Source organism: Pseudacidovorax sp. NFM-22 (assembly GCF_021401245.1).
In the GTDB taxonomy this organism is placed as follows: Bacteria; Pseudomonadota; Gammaproteobacteria; order Burkholderiales; family Burkholderiaceae_C; genus Xenophilus.
Map to the genome: position 1 here is coordinate 326,470 of NZ_JACBFY010000006.1, position 17,685 is coordinate 344,154.

At 72.9% G+C, this 17,685-nt stretch carries 16 protein-coding genes; 4 read left to right on the plus strand and 12 right to left on the minus strand.

Going from position 1 to position 17,685, the window contains the following annotated elements:
• Positions 1-39: 39 nt before the first annotated feature.
• From L0984_RS21880 to L0984_RS21910, 7 genes are read right to left on the minus strand one after another with little or no spacing between them, the layout of a single operon-like run.
• Positions 40-1,149 (minus strand): CgeB family protein, encoded by a 1,110-nt coding sequence (locus L0984_RS21880; protein WP_234196382.1) that lies wholly within the window; start codon positions 1,147-1,149, stop codon positions 40-42.
• Positions 1,146-2,276: a CgeB family protein gene (locus L0984_RS21885; RefSeq protein ID WP_234196384.1), complete on the minus strand. Its 1,131-nt coding sequence runs from the start codon at positions 2,274-2,276 to the stop codon at positions 1,146-1,148. The genes L0984_RS21880 and L0984_RS21885 overlap by 4 nt, the downstream gene beginning before the upstream one ends.
• Before the next feature lie 16 nt (positions 2,277-2,292).
• Positions 2,293-3,477 (minus strand): glycosyltransferase family 4 protein, encoded by a 1,185-nt coding sequence (locus L0984_RS21890; RefSeq protein ID WP_234196386.1) that lies wholly within the window; start codon positions 3,475-3,477, stop codon positions 2,293-2,295.
• Complete coding sequence (locus tag L0984_RS21895; protein ID WP_305079921.1) at positions 3,464-4,732, minus strand: Gfo/Idh/MocA family protein; 1,269 nt, start codon at positions 4,730-4,732, stop codon at positions 3,464-3,466. The genes L0984_RS21890 and L0984_RS21895 overlap by 14 nt, the downstream gene beginning before the upstream one ends.
• Before the next feature lie 8 nt (positions 4,733-4,740).
• Positions 4,741-5,769, minus strand: coding sequence for an MDR/zinc-dependent alcohol dehydrogenase-like family protein (locus tag L0984_RS21900; RefSeq protein ID WP_234196389.1), 1,029 nt, complete (start codon positions 5,767-5,769; stop codon positions 4,741-4,743).
• Positions 5,766-6,914 (minus strand): NAD-dependent epimerase/dehydratase family protein, encoded by a 1,149-nt coding sequence (locus tag L0984_RS21905; RefSeq protein WP_234196391.1) that lies wholly within the window; start codon positions 6,912-6,914, stop codon positions 5,766-5,768. Before L0984_RS21905 ends, L0984_RS21900 begins: the two co-directional genes overlap by 4 nt.
• 8 nt (positions 6,915-6,922) lie before the next feature.
• A complete protein-coding gene (locus L0984_RS21910) occupies positions 6,923-8,041 on the minus strand; it encodes an NAD-dependent epimerase/dehydratase family protein (protein WP_234196393.1) in 1,119 nt (372 codons plus the stop codon).
• A gap of 287 nt (positions 8,042-8,328) precedes the next feature.
• On the opposite strand from L0984_RS21910, the gene L0984_RS21915 reads away from it, so the two are divergent.
• Positions 8,329-9,501, plus strand: coding sequence for an inositol-3-phosphate synthase (locus L0984_RS21915; protein ID WP_234196395.1), 1,173 nt, complete (start codon positions 8,329-8,331; stop codon positions 9,499-9,501).
• A complete protein-coding gene (locus tag L0984_RS21920) occupies positions 9,498-10,451 on the plus strand; it encodes a beta-xylosidase (protein WP_234196397.1) in 954 nt (317 codons plus the stop codon). The genes L0984_RS21915 and L0984_RS21920 overlap by 4 nt, the downstream gene beginning before the upstream one ends.
• Here the strand turns inward: L0984_RS21920 and L0984_RS21925 are convergent.
• Together L0984_RS21925 and L0984_RS21930 are read right to left on the minus strand one after the other, a co-directional pair.
• Positions 10,373-11,464 carry a UDP-glucuronic acid decarboxylase family protein gene (locus tag L0984_RS21925; RefSeq protein ID WP_234196398.1) on the minus strand — a complete coding sequence of 364 codons (1,092 nt, stop codon included), beginning with the start codon at positions 11,462-11,464 and terminating at the stop codon, positions 10,373-10,375. The genes L0984_RS21920 and L0984_RS21925 overlap by 79 nt on opposite strands.
• Before the next feature lie 39 nt (positions 11,465-11,503).
• On the minus strand, positions 11,504-12,889 hold the full coding sequence (locus L0984_RS21930) for a UDP-glucose dehydrogenase family protein (protein ID WP_234196400.1): 1,386 nt from the start codon (positions 12,887-12,889) through the stop codon (positions 11,504-11,506).
• Positions 12,890-13,047: 158 nt separating this feature from the next.
• Between L0984_RS21930 and L0984_RS21935 the strand changes: the two genes are divergently transcribed.
• Both L0984_RS21935 and L0984_RS21940 read left to right on the plus strand, forming a co-directional pair.
• Complete coding sequence (locus L0984_RS21935; protein WP_234196402.1) at positions 13,048-13,632, plus strand: protein-tyrosine phosphatase family protein; 585 nt, start codon at positions 13,048-13,050, stop codon at positions 13,630-13,632.
• A gap of 16 nt (positions 13,633-13,648) precedes the next feature.
• The gene (locus L0984_RS21940) at positions 13,649-15,427 is read left to right on the plus strand and encodes a hypothetical protein (RefSeq protein ID WP_234196404.1); all 1,779 of its coding nucleotides are present in this window, start codon (positions 13,649-13,651) and stop codon (positions 15,425-15,427) included.
• 21 nt (positions 15,428-15,448) lie between these two features.
• Here L0984_RS21940 and ureG read toward each other — a convergent pair whose 3' ends face one another.
• The 3 genes from ureG to ureE form a co-directional block, all read right to left on the minus strand.
• A complete protein-coding gene (gene ureG / locus L0984_RS21945; RefSeq protein WP_234196406.1) occupies positions 15,449-16,096 on the minus strand; it encodes an urease accessory protein UreG in 648 nt (215 codons plus the stop codon).
• A 37-nt stretch (positions 16,097-16,133) separates the two neighbouring features.
• On the minus strand, positions 16,134-16,808 hold the full coding sequence (locus tag L0984_RS21950) for an urease accessory protein UreF (RefSeq protein ID WP_234196651.1): 675 nt from the start codon (positions 16,806-16,808) through the stop codon (positions 16,134-16,136).
• Positions 16,809-17,009: 201 nt separating this feature from the next.
• On the minus strand, positions 17,010-17,669 hold the full coding sequence (gene ureE / locus L0984_RS21955) for an urease accessory protein UreE (protein ID WP_234196407.1): 660 nt from the start codon (positions 17,667-17,669) through the stop codon (positions 17,010-17,012).
• Between the last annotated feature and the right edge of the window lie 16 nt (positions 17,670-17,685).

Genomic DNA, 17,685 nt, shown 5'->3' on the forward strand with positions numbered 1-17,685 from the left:
CAGGCGCAGGGCGAACGGAGTGGGGTGCTGCGCCTGCGTTCATACCGCCTCCCGCACGCCGGGCGCCACATCGGCGCCCTCGAACAGCGCCTCCACCTGCGCGGCCCGGTGCGCATAGGTGTGGTGGGCCAGCACGCGCCGCAGGGCGGCCTGGCCGATGGCGCGGGCGCGGGCCGGGTCCAGCGCGTCCAGGTGGGCGGCGACGGCGGCCCCGTCCTCGGCCACCAGCACCTCGGTGTCCGGCTCCAGGAAGTGCTCGATGCCGGGCCAGGCGTCGGTGATCAGGCAGGCGGCCGCGCCCGCCGCCTCGAACACCCGGGTGGCCGGCGAGAAGCCGCAGCGCGCCATGCTCTCGCGGCTGATGTTGAGCACGGCCCGCGTGCTGCAGTTGAAGGCGTTGTGGTCGGCCGTGTAGACATGGCCCAGGTGCCGCACGTTGGCGGGCAGGGCGCGGTCCTGCCAGCCGCTGCCGCCCAGCAGGAAGGCGCGGTGTGGCAGGCGCCCGGCGGCATTGAGGAAGAAGGCCTCCACCCGGGCCTCGCGGTCGGGCAGGCGGTTGCCCAGGAAGCCCAGGTCGGCCTCGAAGCGCGGATCGGCCGCGACCGGGAAATGCGTCTCCGGGTCCAGCGCGTTGTAGACGGGCACGCAGCCGCGGGCGCCCAGTTCGAGGTAGGCCGCCACCACCGGCTCGCCCCCGCCGTAGGTCAGCACCAGGTCGAAGTCGGGCACCAGCGCGCGCAGCGGGTCGGTCGCATCGGCCTGCATGCGCGCCAGGGTGGCGGGCGCGTCCACGTCCCAGAACACCACCTGGGCGGTGGGCGCGCGCAGGGCCAGCACGGCGGACTCCAGCAGCGAATCGAACACGCCCACGCCGCTGGCCTTGACGATCAGGTCCGCGCCGCGGGCCTCTTCCACGCAGCGCAGCGCGGCGGCGGCGTCGTCGCCGGGATAGACCGTCACGCGGGCCCAGGGTGGGTCCGGGATGTCGCGGTGCTGCTGGCGGCCATAGGCATCGGGTTCGTAGAAGCGCACGCGGTGGCCGCGCGCGGCCAGGGCGCGCAGCATGCCGCGGTAGTAGGTGGCGGCACCGTTCCAGTAGGCCGAGACCAGGCTCGAGCCGAAGAAGGCGATGTCCAGCGGACGGGTCATGCAGGGCTCCGGGTGTGGGTGACGGTGGTGGCAGGGGCGGACGAGGAGAGCGCCCGGTGGATGGCCAGCAGCTGGTCCACGCGGTGAGCGCAGGTGTGGCGGGCCAGCACGGTGGCGCGGCCACGGGCGGCCATCTCGCGGGCCATGGCGGGGTCGTTCTTCAGCGCCCGCAGGTGCTGGCGCATCTCGTCGCCGTCGCGGGCGACGAGGTAGTCGCTGCCGGGGTGGAACAGGTGCTCGCTGTCGTTCCAGGGCGCGGTGACCAGCGGGATGCCACAGGCCAGCGCCTCGAACATGCGGATGGTGGGAATGCCCGGCAGCTGTTGCGCATAGGGCCGCCGCGGCACGTGCACCGTGCAGCCGAAGCGGGCGAAGGCGCGGGGCACCGCATGGTTGGGCAGCCAGCCGCGGTAGTCGATGCCGCAGGCGCGCAGGCGGCCCAGGGCCTCGGGCGGATAGCGCACGCCATGCACGCGGGCCGACAGGTGCAGGTCGGCCACGGGCTTGAGCAGGAACTCCTCCAGCTCGGCGGTGCGCTCCTCGTCGCCCCAGTTGCCGATCCAGATCAGGTCGCCGGCCCGCGGCAGGTTGGCCACCGGATGGAAGCGCCGCGCATCGGCCGCCTCGTGCCAGGTCCAGGCGCGGTGGGCCCAGCCCTGGGCCAGGTAGAGCTCGCGGATCACTTCGCCGAAGGCCAGCACGCCGTCGTAGTCCTCCAGCGCGTAGGCGCTCATGGCCTTCGGGTCGGTCCTGCTCCTGTGGTGCGTGTCGTGGAAGAACAGGCGGTAGCGGTGGTCGCGCCGGTGGCGGCCGATGCGCTTGACCAGGGCCGGGTCGCTCCATTCGTGCACCAGCACCAGGTCGGCGCCGGCGAGGGCGCGGTCCAGGTCCAGGCTGGCGGGCTCGTAGAGATGGCTGCGCAGGCGCGGATAGGCCTGACGGAAGCCTTCGAGGGCCGAGGGGCCCTGCTCGGCCACCATCTGGGTGCGGCTCCAGCTGTCCTGCGGCTCGTACACGCGCAGGCTGTGGCCGCGCAGCAGCAGCTCCTGGCAGACACCGCGCAGGAAGTGGGCGTTGCCATGGTTCCAGCAGGAGACCAGCGAATGGCAGAAGAGGACGATGTGCATCGGGTTCGGGGCTCCGTCAGATGAAGGGCTGGGCCGCACGCTGCGCGCCCGGGGCGCCGGAGGCCGGGCCGGCGGCAGGCGGTGTGGCAGGCGGATGGCGATCGGGCGCCTGCCTCAGCGCCTGGTACAGGCCGAGATAGGCGCCGGCCATGCGTGCGGGCGTGAACTGCAGCGCCCGCTCGCGGGCGGCGTCCGCCAGTTCGCGCCGCCGCGGCTCGTCGGCCAGCAGGCGCACCAGGGCGTCGCCCAGCGCGGCTGCGTCGCCGGGCGGCACGAAGATGGCGGCGCCTTCCCAGGTTTCGCGCAGGCTGTCGATGTCGCCCAGCACCAGCGCGCAGCCGCTGAGGGCCGCCTCCAGCACGGTCTGGCCGAAAGGCTCGTAGCGGGCCGGCAGGCAGTAGACGGCGGCGGCGGCATAGGCGCGCGCCATGCTGCTGGGGGGCAGCGGGCCGAGCGCGCAGAGCGGATGGGTGTCGACGGCCTGGCCGTCGGGTCCGCGGGTGGGGCCGGCCACGCGCACTTCCCAGCCCGCGGGCAGCGCAGAGGCAGCGCGGCGCAGCGTCTCCAGGTTCTTGGCCGGATCCCACAGCCGGCCGGCACTGAGCACCAGCGGCCGCTTGGTGCCGGCGACGAAGCGGCGCGGGTTGCGGCCATTGGGCAGCACATGGCCGGCGCGGTGCACGCCGTGGTGCCGTGCCACGGCGGCCAGCATGGCCTGCGTGGGGGCCGCGATGGCGCTGGCGCCTTCCAGGCCCGCGCGCACGGCGGCGCGGTAGCGGTCCCACTGGGCGGGCGCCGCTTCGCCATGCACGGCCTGCCACCACGACAGCACGCAGGAATGGGCCACCACCAGCGTGGGCGCGTCGAAGGGCAGGGCGCCGAAGGCGAACTGGTTCAGGTGCACCACGTCCGGCCGCAACCGGCCGGCCAGGGCCAGCAGCCATTCGCCGGCGCGGCGCACCTCGTCCCAGGGTTCGTGCATCCACTCCAGCGTGCCCTCGTGCACCTGCAAGGTCAGCCCGCGCACGGCGCCGGCTTCGGCGCGCTGGCGCTGCGTGGGCGGTGGCCCCAGTGCGGCCAGCACCACGCGGTGGCCCCAGCCCGCGAGAGCGCGTGCCAGTTCGATGCTGTGCTGCCACACGCCGCCGACGGTGTCGGTGGTCATCAGCACGCGCAGGGGCCGCGCCTCAGGCACGTCCATAGAGCTGGTCCAGCAGTTCGGCCACGCGCAGGGCCTGCCAGGCCTCGGCGTCGAAGCGCCCGCCTGTCGCCACGGCGCGGGCCCATTGCACCGCGGCGCGGCCGCCCCAGTCGTCGGGCGGGCCGGCCAGGCGCTCGGCGCGGGTGCCGTGGCAGCGCTCGGCCACGAAGTCGTAGAAGGAGCCGTCCACGTTGGTCATGCGCGCGCTGCCGCGGGTGCCGTGGAAGTGGGCCTCGATCACCGCGTCGCGCCCGGCCGAAAGGTTCCAGGAACAGGCCAGCCGCACGCTGGTGCCCGGCGCCAGGGTGAACTGGGCCAGGGCATGGTCCTCGACCTCGTCGGGCGCGGGGCCCAGGCGTCGGCCCTGCGCGTACAGCCGCGCCGAGGCTTCGTCGGCCACGGGAAAGTCCATGACCCACAACGCCAGGTCCACCAGGTGCGTGCCCAGGTCGATCAGGCAGCCGCCGCCCGCGAGCGCCGGGTCGCGGAACCAGGCCTTGTCGGGCCCATAGGCGTTGTGGAAGACCAGGTCGATGGCATAGACCTCGCCCAGCTCGCCGCTGCGCACCTGCGCGGCCACGGCCCGCGCGGCGGCGGTGTGGCGGTAGCACAGGTCCACGCCCAGCCGCCGGTCGGCGCGCTGCGCGGCCTCGATGACGGCGCGCGTTTCCGCGGCGGTGCGGGCCAGGGGCTTCTGGCAGAAGACGGCGAGGCCGGCCTCCAGCGCCGCGCGGGCCTGGGCGGCATGCAGGGCGCTGGGCGTGGCGATGACCAGGCCGTCGAGCGGCAGCCCGGCCGGCAGGTCGAGGGCGCCGGGCAGGGTGCGGGCCGCCGGGGCCAGCGCCGCCGCGGCATTGAGGCTGGCGGGGTCGCTGTCGCACAACAGCAGCGCCTGGGCGGCGCCGTCCTGCAGCAGGGCCTGCATGCGGTGGCGGCCGATCCAGCCCACGCCGAGAAAGCCGAGCTGGGCGGGCCTGAGCGCCGCCTGCGCGCCGTTCTGCCCTTCGACAAGCTCAGGGCGAACGGGGTCAGGGTCTTGGTGACCCCCTTCCCGTTCGGGCCCAGGGCGAACGGAGCCAGGGTCTTGGCGACCCCCTTCCCGTTCGGGTCCAGGGCGGACGGAGGCAGGGTCTTGGTGGCCCCCTACCCGTTCGGGCCCAGGGCGAACGGAGTCAGGGTCGTGATGACCCCCTGCCCGTTCGGGCTGAGCTTGTCGAAGCCAGGGCGCGCCTGCCGCCTGCGCGCCGTTCGTCATCCGCGCGTTCACGCGATGCCCTCCGGCACCACCAGCGCCTTGAGGAAGCCGTCGGGCCGCTCCCGGGTGAGGGTCAGGGCCTCGTCCAGCCGCGACATCGGCAGCTGGTGGGTGAAGAACTCGCGCGGGTCCAGCCGGCCTTCCTGCACCCAGGCGATGGCGCGGCGCATGCCGTCGATGTAGCGCGCGGGCTGGCGCTCGTGCGCGTTCACCACGTCCAGGCCGCGCCAGTTCCATTGCTGCAGGTTGACCTGGCGCAGGCCGTCCTGGTGGTAGCCGGCGATCACCAGCCGGCCGCCTTCGGCCGCGAGGGCGCTGGCCAGGTCGAGCGTGGACTGCAGGCCCGCCGCCTCGATCACCCGCTCGCACAGCCGGCCGCCGGTCAGCTCGGCCACGGCGGCGGTGGCGGCCTGCAGGTCGGCCACGTCCAGGGCCTCCTCGGCCCCGAAGCGCAGCGCCATCTGGCGCGCATAGGCCCGGCGCGAGAGCGCGATCACCCGCGCGCCGGCCTGGCTGGCCAGGCGCGTGAGCACCGCGCCCAGAAAGCCGATGCCCACGATGGCCACCGTCTGGCCCGCGCGGATGTCGCTGCGTTCCAGGATGTTGGCGGCGCAGGCCAGCGGCTCGCCCGGGAAGGGCAGGCCCTCCAGCGAGGGCGGCAGTGGCAGCACCGCGGCGGCGTCGGCGACATCGAATTCGGCATGGCCGGCGTAACTCAGCGCGGCGACGCGCTGCCCGGGCCGCAGCCCTTCCACGCCCGCCCCCACGGCCTCGATGCGGCCCCAGGCCTCGTGGCCCGGCGCGCCCGGCGGCAGCGGATAGTCGAACCAGGGCCGGCCTTCCCACACCGGCAGGCTGGAGGCGCAGACGCCGCAGCCTTCCAGGCGCAGCAGCACCTGGCCCGGGCCGGGCCGGGGACGCGCCACCTGCGCGACGGCGAAGCGGCCCGGCTCGGCGAGCACGGCGGCCTGCATGCTCGGCGCGGCCCCGGCCCCCGCGGCGGTGCGGTCGACCTCGAATGCGGCGGCGTCGTTCATGCGGCCTCCTTGCCCTGCAGCGGTGCGGGCACCTGGACGGCCTGCGCCACGCCGGCGCCGGCCTCGGCCGCCGAGCGGGCGGCGGTCTGGCCCAGCCGCTCGTGCAGCCAGTCCCGCAGGCGATGCAGCCCTTCGGCCACGCCCACGCGCGGCAGCCAGCCGGTGGCGGCCTGGAGGGCGCGGGTGTCGCTCACGTAGTAGCGCTGGTCGCCGGTGCGCCAGCCGTCGTAGCCCAGTCGCATCGGCGCCCCCTGCATGGCCTCGATCAGCGCCACCATGCGCCGCAGGCTCACGGTGTTGGCCGGCCCGCCGCCCACGTTGAACACCTGGCCGCGCAGCGTGTCCATGCGCGCGTCCAGCCGCAGCATGGCGTCGAGCAGGTCGTCCACATGCAGCACGTCGCGCACCTGCTGGCCATCGCCGTACAGCGTCAGGGGCTCGCCCTGCAGCGCCCGCAGCAGGAAGTGCGCGACCCAGCCCTGGTCCTCGGTGCCGAACTGCCGCTGGCCGTAGATGCAGCTCATGCGCAGCACCACCGTGGGCAGGCCGAAGCTGCGCGCGTAGTCGCGCACGTACTGGTCGGCCGCGCCCTTGGAGCAGCCATAGGGGCTGTGGAAGTCCAGCGGCCGGTCCTCGCCGATGCCATGGGCGGCCAGCTGCGCGTCCTGCGGCGCGTAGCCCTCGTCGCCCAGCTGCAGCGGCACGTCGTCGAGCGCGCCGTAGACTTTGTTGGTGGAGGTGATGAGCACGCTGGGCGGCACCGCCTGTCGGCGCGCGGCCTCCAGCACGTTGAGCGTGCCCAGCGCGTTGACCTCGAAGTCGGTGCGCGGATCGTCCAGGCTGGTGGTCACGGCCACCTGCGCCGCGAAGTGGAAGACGCGCCGCGCCTGCGCCACGGCCTCGCGCACGGCCGCGGCGTCGCGCACGTCTCCGGTCATCACCGACAGGCGCGCGCCGTGCTGCGTGCGCAGCCATTCGAGGTTGTCGGCCACGCCGGCGCGCGAAAGGTTGTCGAGCACCAGCACCCGCTCGCCCGCCGACAGCAGGCGGTGCGCCAGGTTGCTGCCGACGAAGCCGGCGCCGCCGGTGATCAGGGTCAGGCCCTCGCTGCCGTGCGCGTCGCGCGTGGCTTCTGCCGCCGTCATGGCGCCGCTCACAGCGCCAGCCCCCGGCGCGCCAGCTCGGCGCTGGCCTGCGACACGCGGTCGATGGCGGCCTGGCCTTCGAGCCAGGCGGCCAGCTCGGTCAGGCCGCCGCTCAGGTCGACCTGCGGTGCATAGCCCAGCACCCGCCTGGCCTTGTCGATGTCGGCATAGCAGTGGCGGATGTCGCCGGTGCGGTACTTGCCGGTGATCTCGGGCGCGATGTCCTCGCGGCCCACGGCGCGGGCCACGCGCTCGGCCACCTCGCGCACGGTGTAGGGCACGCCGCTGCCGAGGTTGAACACCTCGCCGGCGGCGGCCTCGCTCTCCATCGCCAGGCGGCAGCCGCGTGCGATGTCGTACACGCTCACGAAGTCGCGTTGCTGCAGCCCGTCCTCGAAGATCTGCGGCGCATTGCCGTTGAGCAGCCGCGCCGCGAAGATGGCCAGCACGCCGGTGTAGGGATTGGAGAGCGCCTGCCGCGGCCCGTAGGCATTGAAGAAGCGCAGCGCCACGGTCTTGAAGCCGTAGGCGCGGCCGGTCATCAGGCACAGCCGCTCCTGGTCGTACTTGGACAGCGCATAGACCGAGGCCAGGGCCGGCGCCTTGCTCTCGGGCGTGGGGGCCGGCACCAGGGCGCGACCCTGCGCGTCCTGCCACTCCCACTGGCCGGCACGCAACTGCGCCAAGGGCCGCTCGCCCATGTCGCGCACCTGGCCGTCGGCATCGCGGTACAGGCCTTCGCCGTACAGGCTCATGCTGGAGGCCACGATGAGCTGCTCCACCGGCTTCTCGATCAGCGCCTCCAGCAGCACCGCGGTGCCCAGGTTGTTGGTGCGCGTGTAGTGCGCGATCTCGTACATGCTCTGGCCCACGCCCACCGCGGCGGCGAAGTGGTAGACGGTGTCGATGCCCTGCAGCGCCGCGCGCACGGCCTGCGGGTCGGTCACGTCGCCCACCCTCAGCTCCACCGCGGCGTCCAGGTACTCGGGCCGTCCCCCGCCGTCGCCATGCACCTGCGGCACGAGGCTGTCGAGCACCCGCACATGGTGGCCGCGGGCGAGCAGCTCGTCCGCGAGGTGGGAACCGATGAAACCGGCGCCGCCGGTGATCAGCACGTTCTTGGGCATGAAGGCCTTTCTCGTCGTCTTGCCCCGCTGGAAACGGCGACGGCGCCGAAGGGCGCCGCGGCAGGCGGGCCGGGTGCGTGCCCCCACTGCGAAAGCCAGCGTGGAGCGGGGGGCGCGCGCGGCCTTGTCGGCCAACTTCCGGGGTGCCGTAGGTGGGACGCTGGACCGCCCCGCAGCCCGCGCAGCCAGGTAGAAGCCGGCGCTAATCTGGCCGCGAGCCCAGGTCGCCGTGCGCGCCCTGACGGCTTGCATTGCGCAGCGCGCACAACCAACCAGGCACATCGCAAATGGACCCCAACTCGAAGATCCGCGTCGCCATCGTCGGCGCGGGCAACTGCGCCTCGTCGCTGGTGCAGGGCGTGCAGTTCTATGGCGGCATCGAGCCCGCGGGCTTCGTGCCCGGCCTCATGCATCCGGTGCTGGGCGGCTGGCGGGCGCAGGACATCGAATTCAGCGCGGCCTTCGACGTCAGCGCCCACAAGGTGGGGCTGGACCTGTCGGAGGCCCTGGCCGCGCCACCCAACAACACGATCCGCTTCGCCGAGCTGCCGTGGCTGGGCGTGCCCGTGCACCGCGGCCCGGTGGCCGACGGCATCGGCGCCTACCTGGCCGACGAGGTGCCGGTGGCCCCGGGCCAGCCGGCCGACGTGGCCCAGGTGCTGCGCGACACGCGCACGCAGGTCGTCGTTTCCTACCTGCCGGTAGGATCGGAACAGGCCACGCGCTGGTATGCCCAGCAGGCGCTGGATGCGGGCTGTGCCTTCGTCAACTGCGTGCCGGTGTTCCTGGCCTCCGACCCGCTGTGGCAGGCCCGCTTCGCGGCCAAGGGCCTGCCGCTCATCGGCGACGACATCAAGTCGCAGGTGGGCGCGACCATCGTGCACCGCGTGCTCACCGACCTGTTCCGCAAGCGCGGCGTGCGGCTGGACCGCACCTACCAGCTGAACTTCGGCGGCAATGCCGACTTCCTCAACATGCTCGAGCGCGAGCGGCTGGTGTCCAAGAAGATCTCCAAGACCCGCGCGGTGACCAGCCAGCTGGGCAATCCCATGGAAGGCCGCAACGTGCATGTGGGCCCCAGCGACCATGTGCCCTGGCTGGAAGACCGCAAGTGGTGCCACATCCGCATGGAGGGCACGGCCTTCGGCAACGTGCCGCTGACCTGCGAGGTCAAGCTGGAGGTGTGGGACTCGCCCAACTCGGCCGGTGTGGTGATCGACGCCGTGCGCTGCGCGCGCCTGGCGCTGGACCGTGGCATCGGCGGCGCGCTCATCGCGCCGGCGGCCTGCTTCATGAAGTCGCCGCCGCAGCAGTTCACCGACGACGAGGCGCACGAGCTGGTCGAGGCCTTCATCCGCGGGCAGGCGGCCGGATGCGGCGCGGCGCGCGGCGATGTGCCGGCCCTCGCCACCGACGATGCCGCGGCGCCCGCGGCCCAGCCGGAGGGCGTGCAGCCGTGATCGAAGCCGTCAAGTTCTGGAACGAGCCCAACAACAAGTCGCACTGGGACCTGGAGCTGGACCCGCAGTGGCGGGCCTTCTCGGCCATGGTGCGCGCCGCCGCGCCCGCGGTGCGGGCCGAGAACCCGGCCCTCACGCGCGTGCTGGGCGGCATCTCGCCCATCGACCCCGGCTTCATGTCGCACCTGGTGGGCATGGGCACGATGGAAGACCTGGACGCGGTGGCCGTGCACGGCTTTCCGCTGGACTGGAACCACTGGCCGCTGGATGCCTGGCCCGAGCGCCTGGCCGAGATCCAGGCCGTGGTGCCGCTGCCGGTGTGGGTGACCGAGGTGGGCGTCTCCAGCTTCGGCGCGGAAGAGGTGCAGGCCTTCGGCCTGGCGCGCACGGCGCAGCTGCTGGCGGGCCGCAGCCCGCGCATCTTCTGGTATTCGCTCTACGACCTGCCCAGGGCCTGGCCCGCCACCACGCGCCACCGCGAGGCGGAAGGCTCCAGCTACTACCGCCACTTCCACATGGGCCTGCTGCGCGAGGACGGCAGTCCCAAGCCCTCGGCCGCGATCTTTCCGGCCTACACGCCCGAGTTCGGCATCTGCCAGTGGTTCCACTTCGAGGACCACCGGCTGGACGATGCGGTGCGCTGGCTGCGCCGCCTGGGCGTGCGGCGGCTGCGCACGGGCCTGAGCTGGGCCGACAGCTTCCGGCCCGGGGCCGATGCCTGGTTCGACCGGCAGATGCGGGCGCTGGAGGAGTTCGAGCTGACGATCACCTTCTGCTTCACGCCCGAGCACCGCGGCGTGGCGCCGCACCACAGCAGCCCGCCGCTGGAGGCGGGCGAGTACGCCGAGTTCTGCGCCCGGATGGTCAAGCGCTATGCGCCCGGCATGCGCATGGCGGGCAGCGGGCCGAGCGCCGTCGCGCCCGCGCTGCGGCTCGCCGGCTCGGCCTGAAGGGTTCGCGCATCGGACGCCGCCCCGGCCGGCGCGGGGCGGCCCAGGCGCTGGGCGAAGTGGCCGATGGTGCGCTGCAGGCCTTCGGCCAGCGCCACCTGCGGCTGCCAGCCCAGCAGCTCCTGCGCGCGGGCGATGTCGGGCTTGCGCTGCAGCGGGTCGTCCACGGGCAGGGGCCGTTCCACCAGCGGCGAGTGCGAGCCCGTGAGCTGCAGCACCTGCAGTGCCAGGTCGCGCACGCGGAACTCGCCGGGGTTGCCCAGGTTGACCGGCGCAGGTCCGCAGTCGTCGCAGTCCATCAGCCGCATCAGGCCTTCCACCAGATCGTCCACGTAGCAGAAGCTGCGCGTCTGCGAGCCGTCGCCATGCAGCGTGATCGGCTCGCCGCGCAGGGCCTGCACGATGAAGTTGGACACGACGCGCCCGTCGTCCGGCTGCATGCGCGGGCCGTAGGTGTTGAAGATGCGGGCGATCCGCACGTCCACGCCGCGATGGCGGTGGTGGTCCATGAACAGCGTCTCGGCCGCGCGCTTGCCCTCGTCGTAGCAGCTGCGCGGGCCGATGGGATTGACGTGGCCCCAGTAGGCCTCGGGCTGCGGATGCACCTGTGGATCGCCGTACACCTCGCTGGTGGAGGCCTGCAGGATGCGGGCGCCCTGGCGGCCGGCCAGGGCCAGCAGGTGGCGCGCGCCCAGCACGCTGGTCTCCAGCGTGCGCACCGGGTCCTCCTGGTAGGCGGGCGGCGAGGCGGGACAGGCCAGGTTGAAGATGCGGTCCACCTCCAGCTGCAGTGGCTCGCGCACGTCGTGCTGCATGAGCTCGAAGCGCGGATGTGCGAGCGCCCACGCGATGTTGGCGCGGCGGCCGGTGCTGAAGTCGTCGGCGCAGACCACGCGGTGGCCCTGGCGCAGCAGCCGCTCGCACAGGTGGCTGCCGAGGAAGCCGGCGCCGCCGGTCACGAGGATGCGAAGGGACGGATCGGGTCGCGAGGGCGTGGCGTCGGGCAGCGGCATGGAGGAGGGGCGATGGAAGGTGGCGTGGAGCCGGGCGGGTCAGCGGCCGATGGCCAGGTAGTCGAAGCCTTCGCTGCGGATGGAGGGCTCGTACAGGTTGCGGCCGTCGAAGATCAGCGGCTGGCGCAGCGCGGCCTTGAGCGCGCTCAGGCTCAGGCTGCGGAAGATGCGCCATTCGGTCAGCACCAGCAGCGCATCGGCACCGCTGGCCGCCTGCATCGGGTCGTCGGCGAAGTGCAGCTGCGCCAGCAGCTCGGGCCGGTCGGCCAGGTCCTCGGCGATGGCGCGGCGGGCCTGCTCGGTGGCCACGGGGTCGTAGGCCACCACGCGGGCGCCGCGGGCCAGCAGCGCGACGATCACGCAGCGGCTGGGCGCCTCGCGCATGTCGTCGGTGTTGGGCTTGAAGGAGAGGCCCCACACCGCGAAGCTGCGGCCCGTGAGGTCGGGGCCGAAGCGCTGCAGCACCTTGGCCACCAGGATCTGCTTCTGCGCCTCGTTGACCTGGCCCACGGCCTCGAGGATGCGTAGGCGCTGGCCGTGGTCGGCGGCGGTGCGCAGCAGCGCCCGCACGTCCTTAGGAAAGCAGCTGCCGCCATAGCCGAGGCCGGGGTAGAGGAAGGCATAGCCGATGCGCGGATCGGCGCCGATGCCGCGGCGCACCTGCTCGATGTCCACGCCCACGCGCTCGGCCAGGTTGGCCAGCTCGTTCATGAAGCTGATGCGCGTGGCCAGCATGGCGTTGGCCGCGTACTTGGTGAACTCGGCCGCGCGCAGGTCCATGGGCAGGATGCGCTCGCGCTGGCGGTTGAAGGGCGCGTACATCTCGCGCATCGCGGCGAGGGCCCGTTCGCCCGCCGTGCCTGGCTCCACGCCGATGACGATGCGGTCGGGCCGCATGAAGTCGTCCACCGCCGTGCCCTCCTTGAGGAACTCGGGGTTGGCCACCATGGCAAAGGGCACATGGTCGATGGCGCTGCCCGCGGCCGCGTCGCCCTTCTCGCGCCGGGCCTCCAGCTGCTCCAGCACGGCGGCGCGCACGCGCTGGGCGGTGCCCACCGGCACGGTGGACTTCTGCACCACCACCTTCCAGCTGCGCATGTGCCGGCCGATGGCGCGGGCCGCGGCCAGCACGTACTGCAGGTCGGCGGCGCCGCTCTCGTCGGGCGGCGTGCCCACCGCGATGAAGACGACGTCGCCATGGTGCACCGCCTCGGCCTCGTCCTGCGTGAAGCGCAGCCGGCCACCGGCCAGGTTGCGCGCCAGCATCTCGGGCAGGCCCTTCTCGTGGATGCAGGGCTCGCCGCGCGAGAGGCGTTCGATCTTGCCGGCATCGACGTCGAAGCACAGCAACTGGTGCCCGGCTTCGGCCAGGCAGGTGGCAGTGACCAGTCCCACATAGCCCGTTCCCAGGACCGTGATGTTCATGTTGTTGTGCGTGTGGTGAGGTGAGAAGAAGCTGCACCGCAAGGCGGTACGCCGGCCACGCTAGGACGGGGCTGCGGCGCGCATGTGGGACAAAGCTGACCACCTTGTGGGTCGCCAGTGCTTGCGCATGCATGGGCCCGCCCGCCAAGATCGGCGCCATGGATTCGCTGCGCCCTTCTCCTCATTTCGACTGGATCACGCCCCAACTGGCCGTGGGCGGCCACGTCCCGGTCGGCTTCTATTCCGAGCTCGCGAGCACCCATGGCGTGCGTGCCGTGATCGACCTGCGCGAGGAAGACCGCGATGACGAGGAAGCACTCACGCGGCACGGCGTGCGGCTGCTGCACCTGCCCACGCCCGACATGTGCAGCGTGGGCGATGCGCACCTGGACCACGGCATCCGCTTCGCCCAGGCCAGCCTCGATGCGGGCGAGCGCCTGTTGATCCACTGCCAGTGGGGCATCGGCCGTTCGGCCACGCTGGCGCTGTGCGTGCTGGTGGCGCGTGGCATGCCGCCGCTGCAGGCGCTGGCGGACATGAAGTCGCGGCGCGCGGTGGTCTCGCCATCGCCCGCGCAACTGGGCTGCTGGATCGCGTGGATGGAACGCCATCGCGACGTCGCGCCCGAGCCCTTCGCGGTGCCCACCATGGCGCAGTGCCAGCGCATCGCCTATGCGCACCTGATGGGCGGCACGGGCACCGGCACGGCCGACGCCGCGACGCGCGGCGCCCCCGACCGGTGAGGCGCCCGGCCCGGCCATGATCGTCTACGGCGACGGGCGGCGGAAGGAGCGTTCCGGGGCCAAGCTGGCGCGCGTGTGCATCGGCCTGCGCCGTGCACGCGCATTGCCGCCGGGCATCGTGCGGCATGCGCGGCTGGTGGAGGCGCTGATCGAGGCCGGTGAGCTGCTGCAGGGCGTGGCCGATGCGGTGGGCGACGAGGCGATGTCCCATGGCATGCCTCCGGGCGTGGCCAGCGCCACCCAGCTCACGCTGGCCCTGGCGCGCTGCTGTCTGCACAGCTGGTGCTACGGCTTTGCGCTGGCCCATGAGGACGCGGTGGAGGACGCCGTGCGCGACTGCGCCCGCCAGCCGCTGCCGGCCTGGATCACCGTGCACCGCTGCGAGGGCTATGCCTTCTATGGGCTCTACCCCGAGGGCCACGGCATGGCGGCGCTGCAGGTGCGCGAGTCCGGCGCGCTCTCGGGCGAGCGCACGCGCGTGGTGGGGCTGCGCAGCATCGGCACCAGCCTCGCTGCCATGGTGGCGGCCGGCCTGCGTGCGCCGGGCTTCGAGACACTGCGGCCGCAGGGCCATCCGTTCGACCGCCAGGCCGGTGCCTTGCCGCCGGCCGGCTGGGCCCCCGATGCCGCCCTGGTCGACGAGGGGCCGGGCCTGTCGGGCAGCAGCTTCCTGGCCGGCGTGGAGGCGCTGCGGCGCGCGGGCGTGCCGCCGCCGCGGGTGCATCTCTTTCCTTCTCACGGCCATGGCCCGGGTCCGGCGGCAAGCCCGCCGGCACGCCAGCTCTGGCGCGAGCAGCCGGTGCACTACCTGGGCTTCGACGACGTGGCCGGCGCCGCCGCCATGCCGCCGCACCGTGTGCTGGACTGGGTGCGCGACCCACTGCAGGGCGTGAAGGGGCTGGAGGGGGTGAAGGGCGACATGATCGACCTGTCGGGCGGCGCCTGGCGGGCCTGGCACGGCGAGGGGGCCGAGGCGCTGCCCGCGCAGGTGCACATGGAGCGGCTCAAGTTCCTGCTGCCGGCTGACGGTGGCGACTGGCTGCTGCGCTTTGCGGGCCTGGGCCGTGGCAGCCGCCTGGCCTGCGCGCGGCGGCACCTGCTGGCCCGGCATGGCTTCTGCCCGCCGGTGCAAGGCTTGTGGCATGGCTTCACGGCCGAGCGCTGGCTGGCCCATGCACCGCCGCTGCCGCTGTGGCCGGCGGCGCAGCAGCCCACCCGCGGCCTGCTGCTGGAGCGGCTGGCCGAGTACCTGGCCTTCCGCGGCACACGGCTGCCGGCACCTGCCACAGCCGGCGCCACGCGCGAGGTGCTGCTCGACATGGCGGGCCACAACATCGCCAAGGGCCTGGGCGACGAGGGCGCGCGCGCCTGGCAGGCCTGGCGCGGCGCACTGCCGACCGCCGCCCTGGCGATGCCGTTGCGCCGCGTGCTCACCGACAACCGGCTGCATGCGTGGGAATGGCTGTGGGACGGCCGCACGCTGCGCAAGACCGATGCGGTGGACCATGCCGTGGCCCATGACCTGGTGGGCAGCCAGCCGCTGGAGTGGGACGTGGCCGGTGCCACGGTGGAGTTCGGGCTAGATGCCGGTGAGCGGCACTGGCTGATGGGGCGATTGCGGGCGGCCGGGATGGCCGTGCAATCGACACTGCTGGCGCTGTACCTGCCGCTGTATGCGGCCTTCCAGCTGGGTGCGTTCACCATGGCCCTTCAGGCCGCGCCCGACGCGGAGAAGGCCGCGCTCGCGCGCGAGGTGCGCCGCTATGGGCAATGGGTGCGGCGCGTGCTGGGCTGATGCGGGTGCGTCCGCGCCTGCTCAACCCGCAGCGAGCATCCCGCGTTCCTCGATGAAGCGCACCACCTGGGCCAAGCCGTCCTGCGTCTTGAGGTTGGTCATCACGAAGGGCTTGCCCTTGCGCATGCGCACCGTGTCCGCTTCCATCACGCCCAGGTCGGCGCCCACGTGCGGCGCCAGGTCGGTCTTGTTGATGACGAACAGGTCGCTCTTGGTGATGCCGGGGCCGCCCTTGCGCGGGATCTTCTCGCCGGCGGCCACGTCGATCACGTAGATGGTCAGGTCCGACAGCTCGGGGCTGAAGGTGGCGGCCAGGTTGTCGCCGCCGCTTTCCACGAACACCACGTCGGCATCGGGAAAGTCGCCCAGCATGCGGTCGATGGCCTCGAGGTTGATGGAGGCGTCCTCGCGGATGGCGGTGTGCGGGCAGCCGCCCGTCTCCACGCCCAGGATGCGCTCGGCCGGCAGCGCGCCGGCCACGGTGAGCAGGCGCTGGTCTTCCTTGGTGTAGATGTCGTTGGTGATGGCGATCAGGTCGTACTGCGCGCGCATCGCCTTGCAGAGCATCTCCAGCAGGGTGGTCTTGCCCGAGCCCACCGGGCCGCCGATGCCCACGCGCAGGGGCGGCAGTTTCTTGGTGCGGTTCGGAACGTGGTGCAGGGCGGTCATGGTCTTGTTGCGTGAAGGTGGGGAAGGGCCGTCGGGCCTAGCTGCGGAACAGCCGTGAATACTGCGTCTCGTGCCGCGCCGACAGGATGGCCAGCATGGGCGAGAAGGACTGGCGCCGTTCGTCGGGCAGGACCATCGCGGCCTCGACCGCGGCGGGGATCTCCTTCGCCAGCCGCGCCAGGATGCGCTGGCCGGCGCTCTGGCCCAGCGGCACGGCCTTGATGGCGGCGGCGCTCATGTTCTCGGCCCAGCCGAAGGCGAAGGCCAGACAGCCGTCCTGGGCGCTGGCACCCGCGCGCGCGGCCGCGAAGGCGAAGGCCACGGGGTAGGTGGGCGGCAGCTCGGCGAAGCAGGCGGCGGCATCGGCATGGTGCAGCTTGAGCCATTCGACGAAGGAGCGGCCCATCTGCTCGGTCTGCAGCAGGAACTCGGCGGATTCGCGCGTCTGCCTCACCCAGTCGTTGAGCGACTGCACGCGGGCCAGGTCGCCCGCCGACCAGGCGGCGATGGCCTGGGCCACCACCGACAGGTCGCCGCGCGCGAGGCTCAGGTGCAGCTGGCCTGCCAGCCAATCGGCCGCGGTGGCCTCGTCCTTGACGCCGGCCCATTCGATGGCGGCCTCGAGCCCTTCGGAATACGAGAAGCCACCCACGGGCAGCGCGGGCGAGGCGAGCCAGATCAGTTGCAGAAGGCTGTGTGGGGCGAGCGGCATCATGGCGTGACGATGGCCTGCTTCGAAGGCCCAGCGCCGTTGGCTGTTTCTCCCTCTCCCCTCGTGGGAGAGGGCCGGGGAGAGGGGGCGGCCCGCACGAGGGGGCTGCGTGGGTGGGGCGCGGGCCGCCCCCTCTCCCCAACCCCTCTCCCACGAGGGGAGAGGGGCGCGAACGGGGGCTGGCTGCGGCGCACGTGCGCCTCAGTGCGAATGGTCATGGCCGCAACCGGGCCCATGCACATGGCCGCCCTGTGCCTTGCCGTGGTCGTGGCCTTGGCCGTGCTCGTGGTCATGGTCATGGTCATGGTCATGACCGCCGTGCGCATGCGCATGGTCGTGGTCGTGGTCGTGCCCACCCCCGTGCGCATGCCCATGGTGATGGTGCGAATGCCCATCGTTGGTCACATGCCCGCCATAGGCGCCGCCCTCGGGCTCGAAGCTTTCTTGCACCTCGTTCACGATCAGGTGCATGGCGCGCAGCATGTCGGCCAGCACATGGTCGGGCTCGATCTTGAGGTGGTCGGGCTGCAGCTCGATGGGCACATGGCGGTTGCCCAGGTGGTAGGCGGCGCGCACCAGGTCGAAGGGCGTGCCGTGGGCCGTGCAATGGGTGATGCGCAGCACCGTCTGCGGCGCCGCGATCACGCGCACCAGCGAGCCGTCTTCCACCACCAGGATGTCGCCGCCGCGCACGGCCGTGCCGCGCGGCAGAAAGACGCCGATGCGCCGGCCCTGCGAGTCGGTGGTGTCGAAGCGGCTCTTCTGGCGCACATCCCAGTCGAGTTCGATCGTGGCGGCGCGCTTGACTAGCACGGGCGCGAGGCCGCGGCCCTGGGGCATGAGTTTGTTGGCGGTGAGCATGGTGGTGTGGAGAATG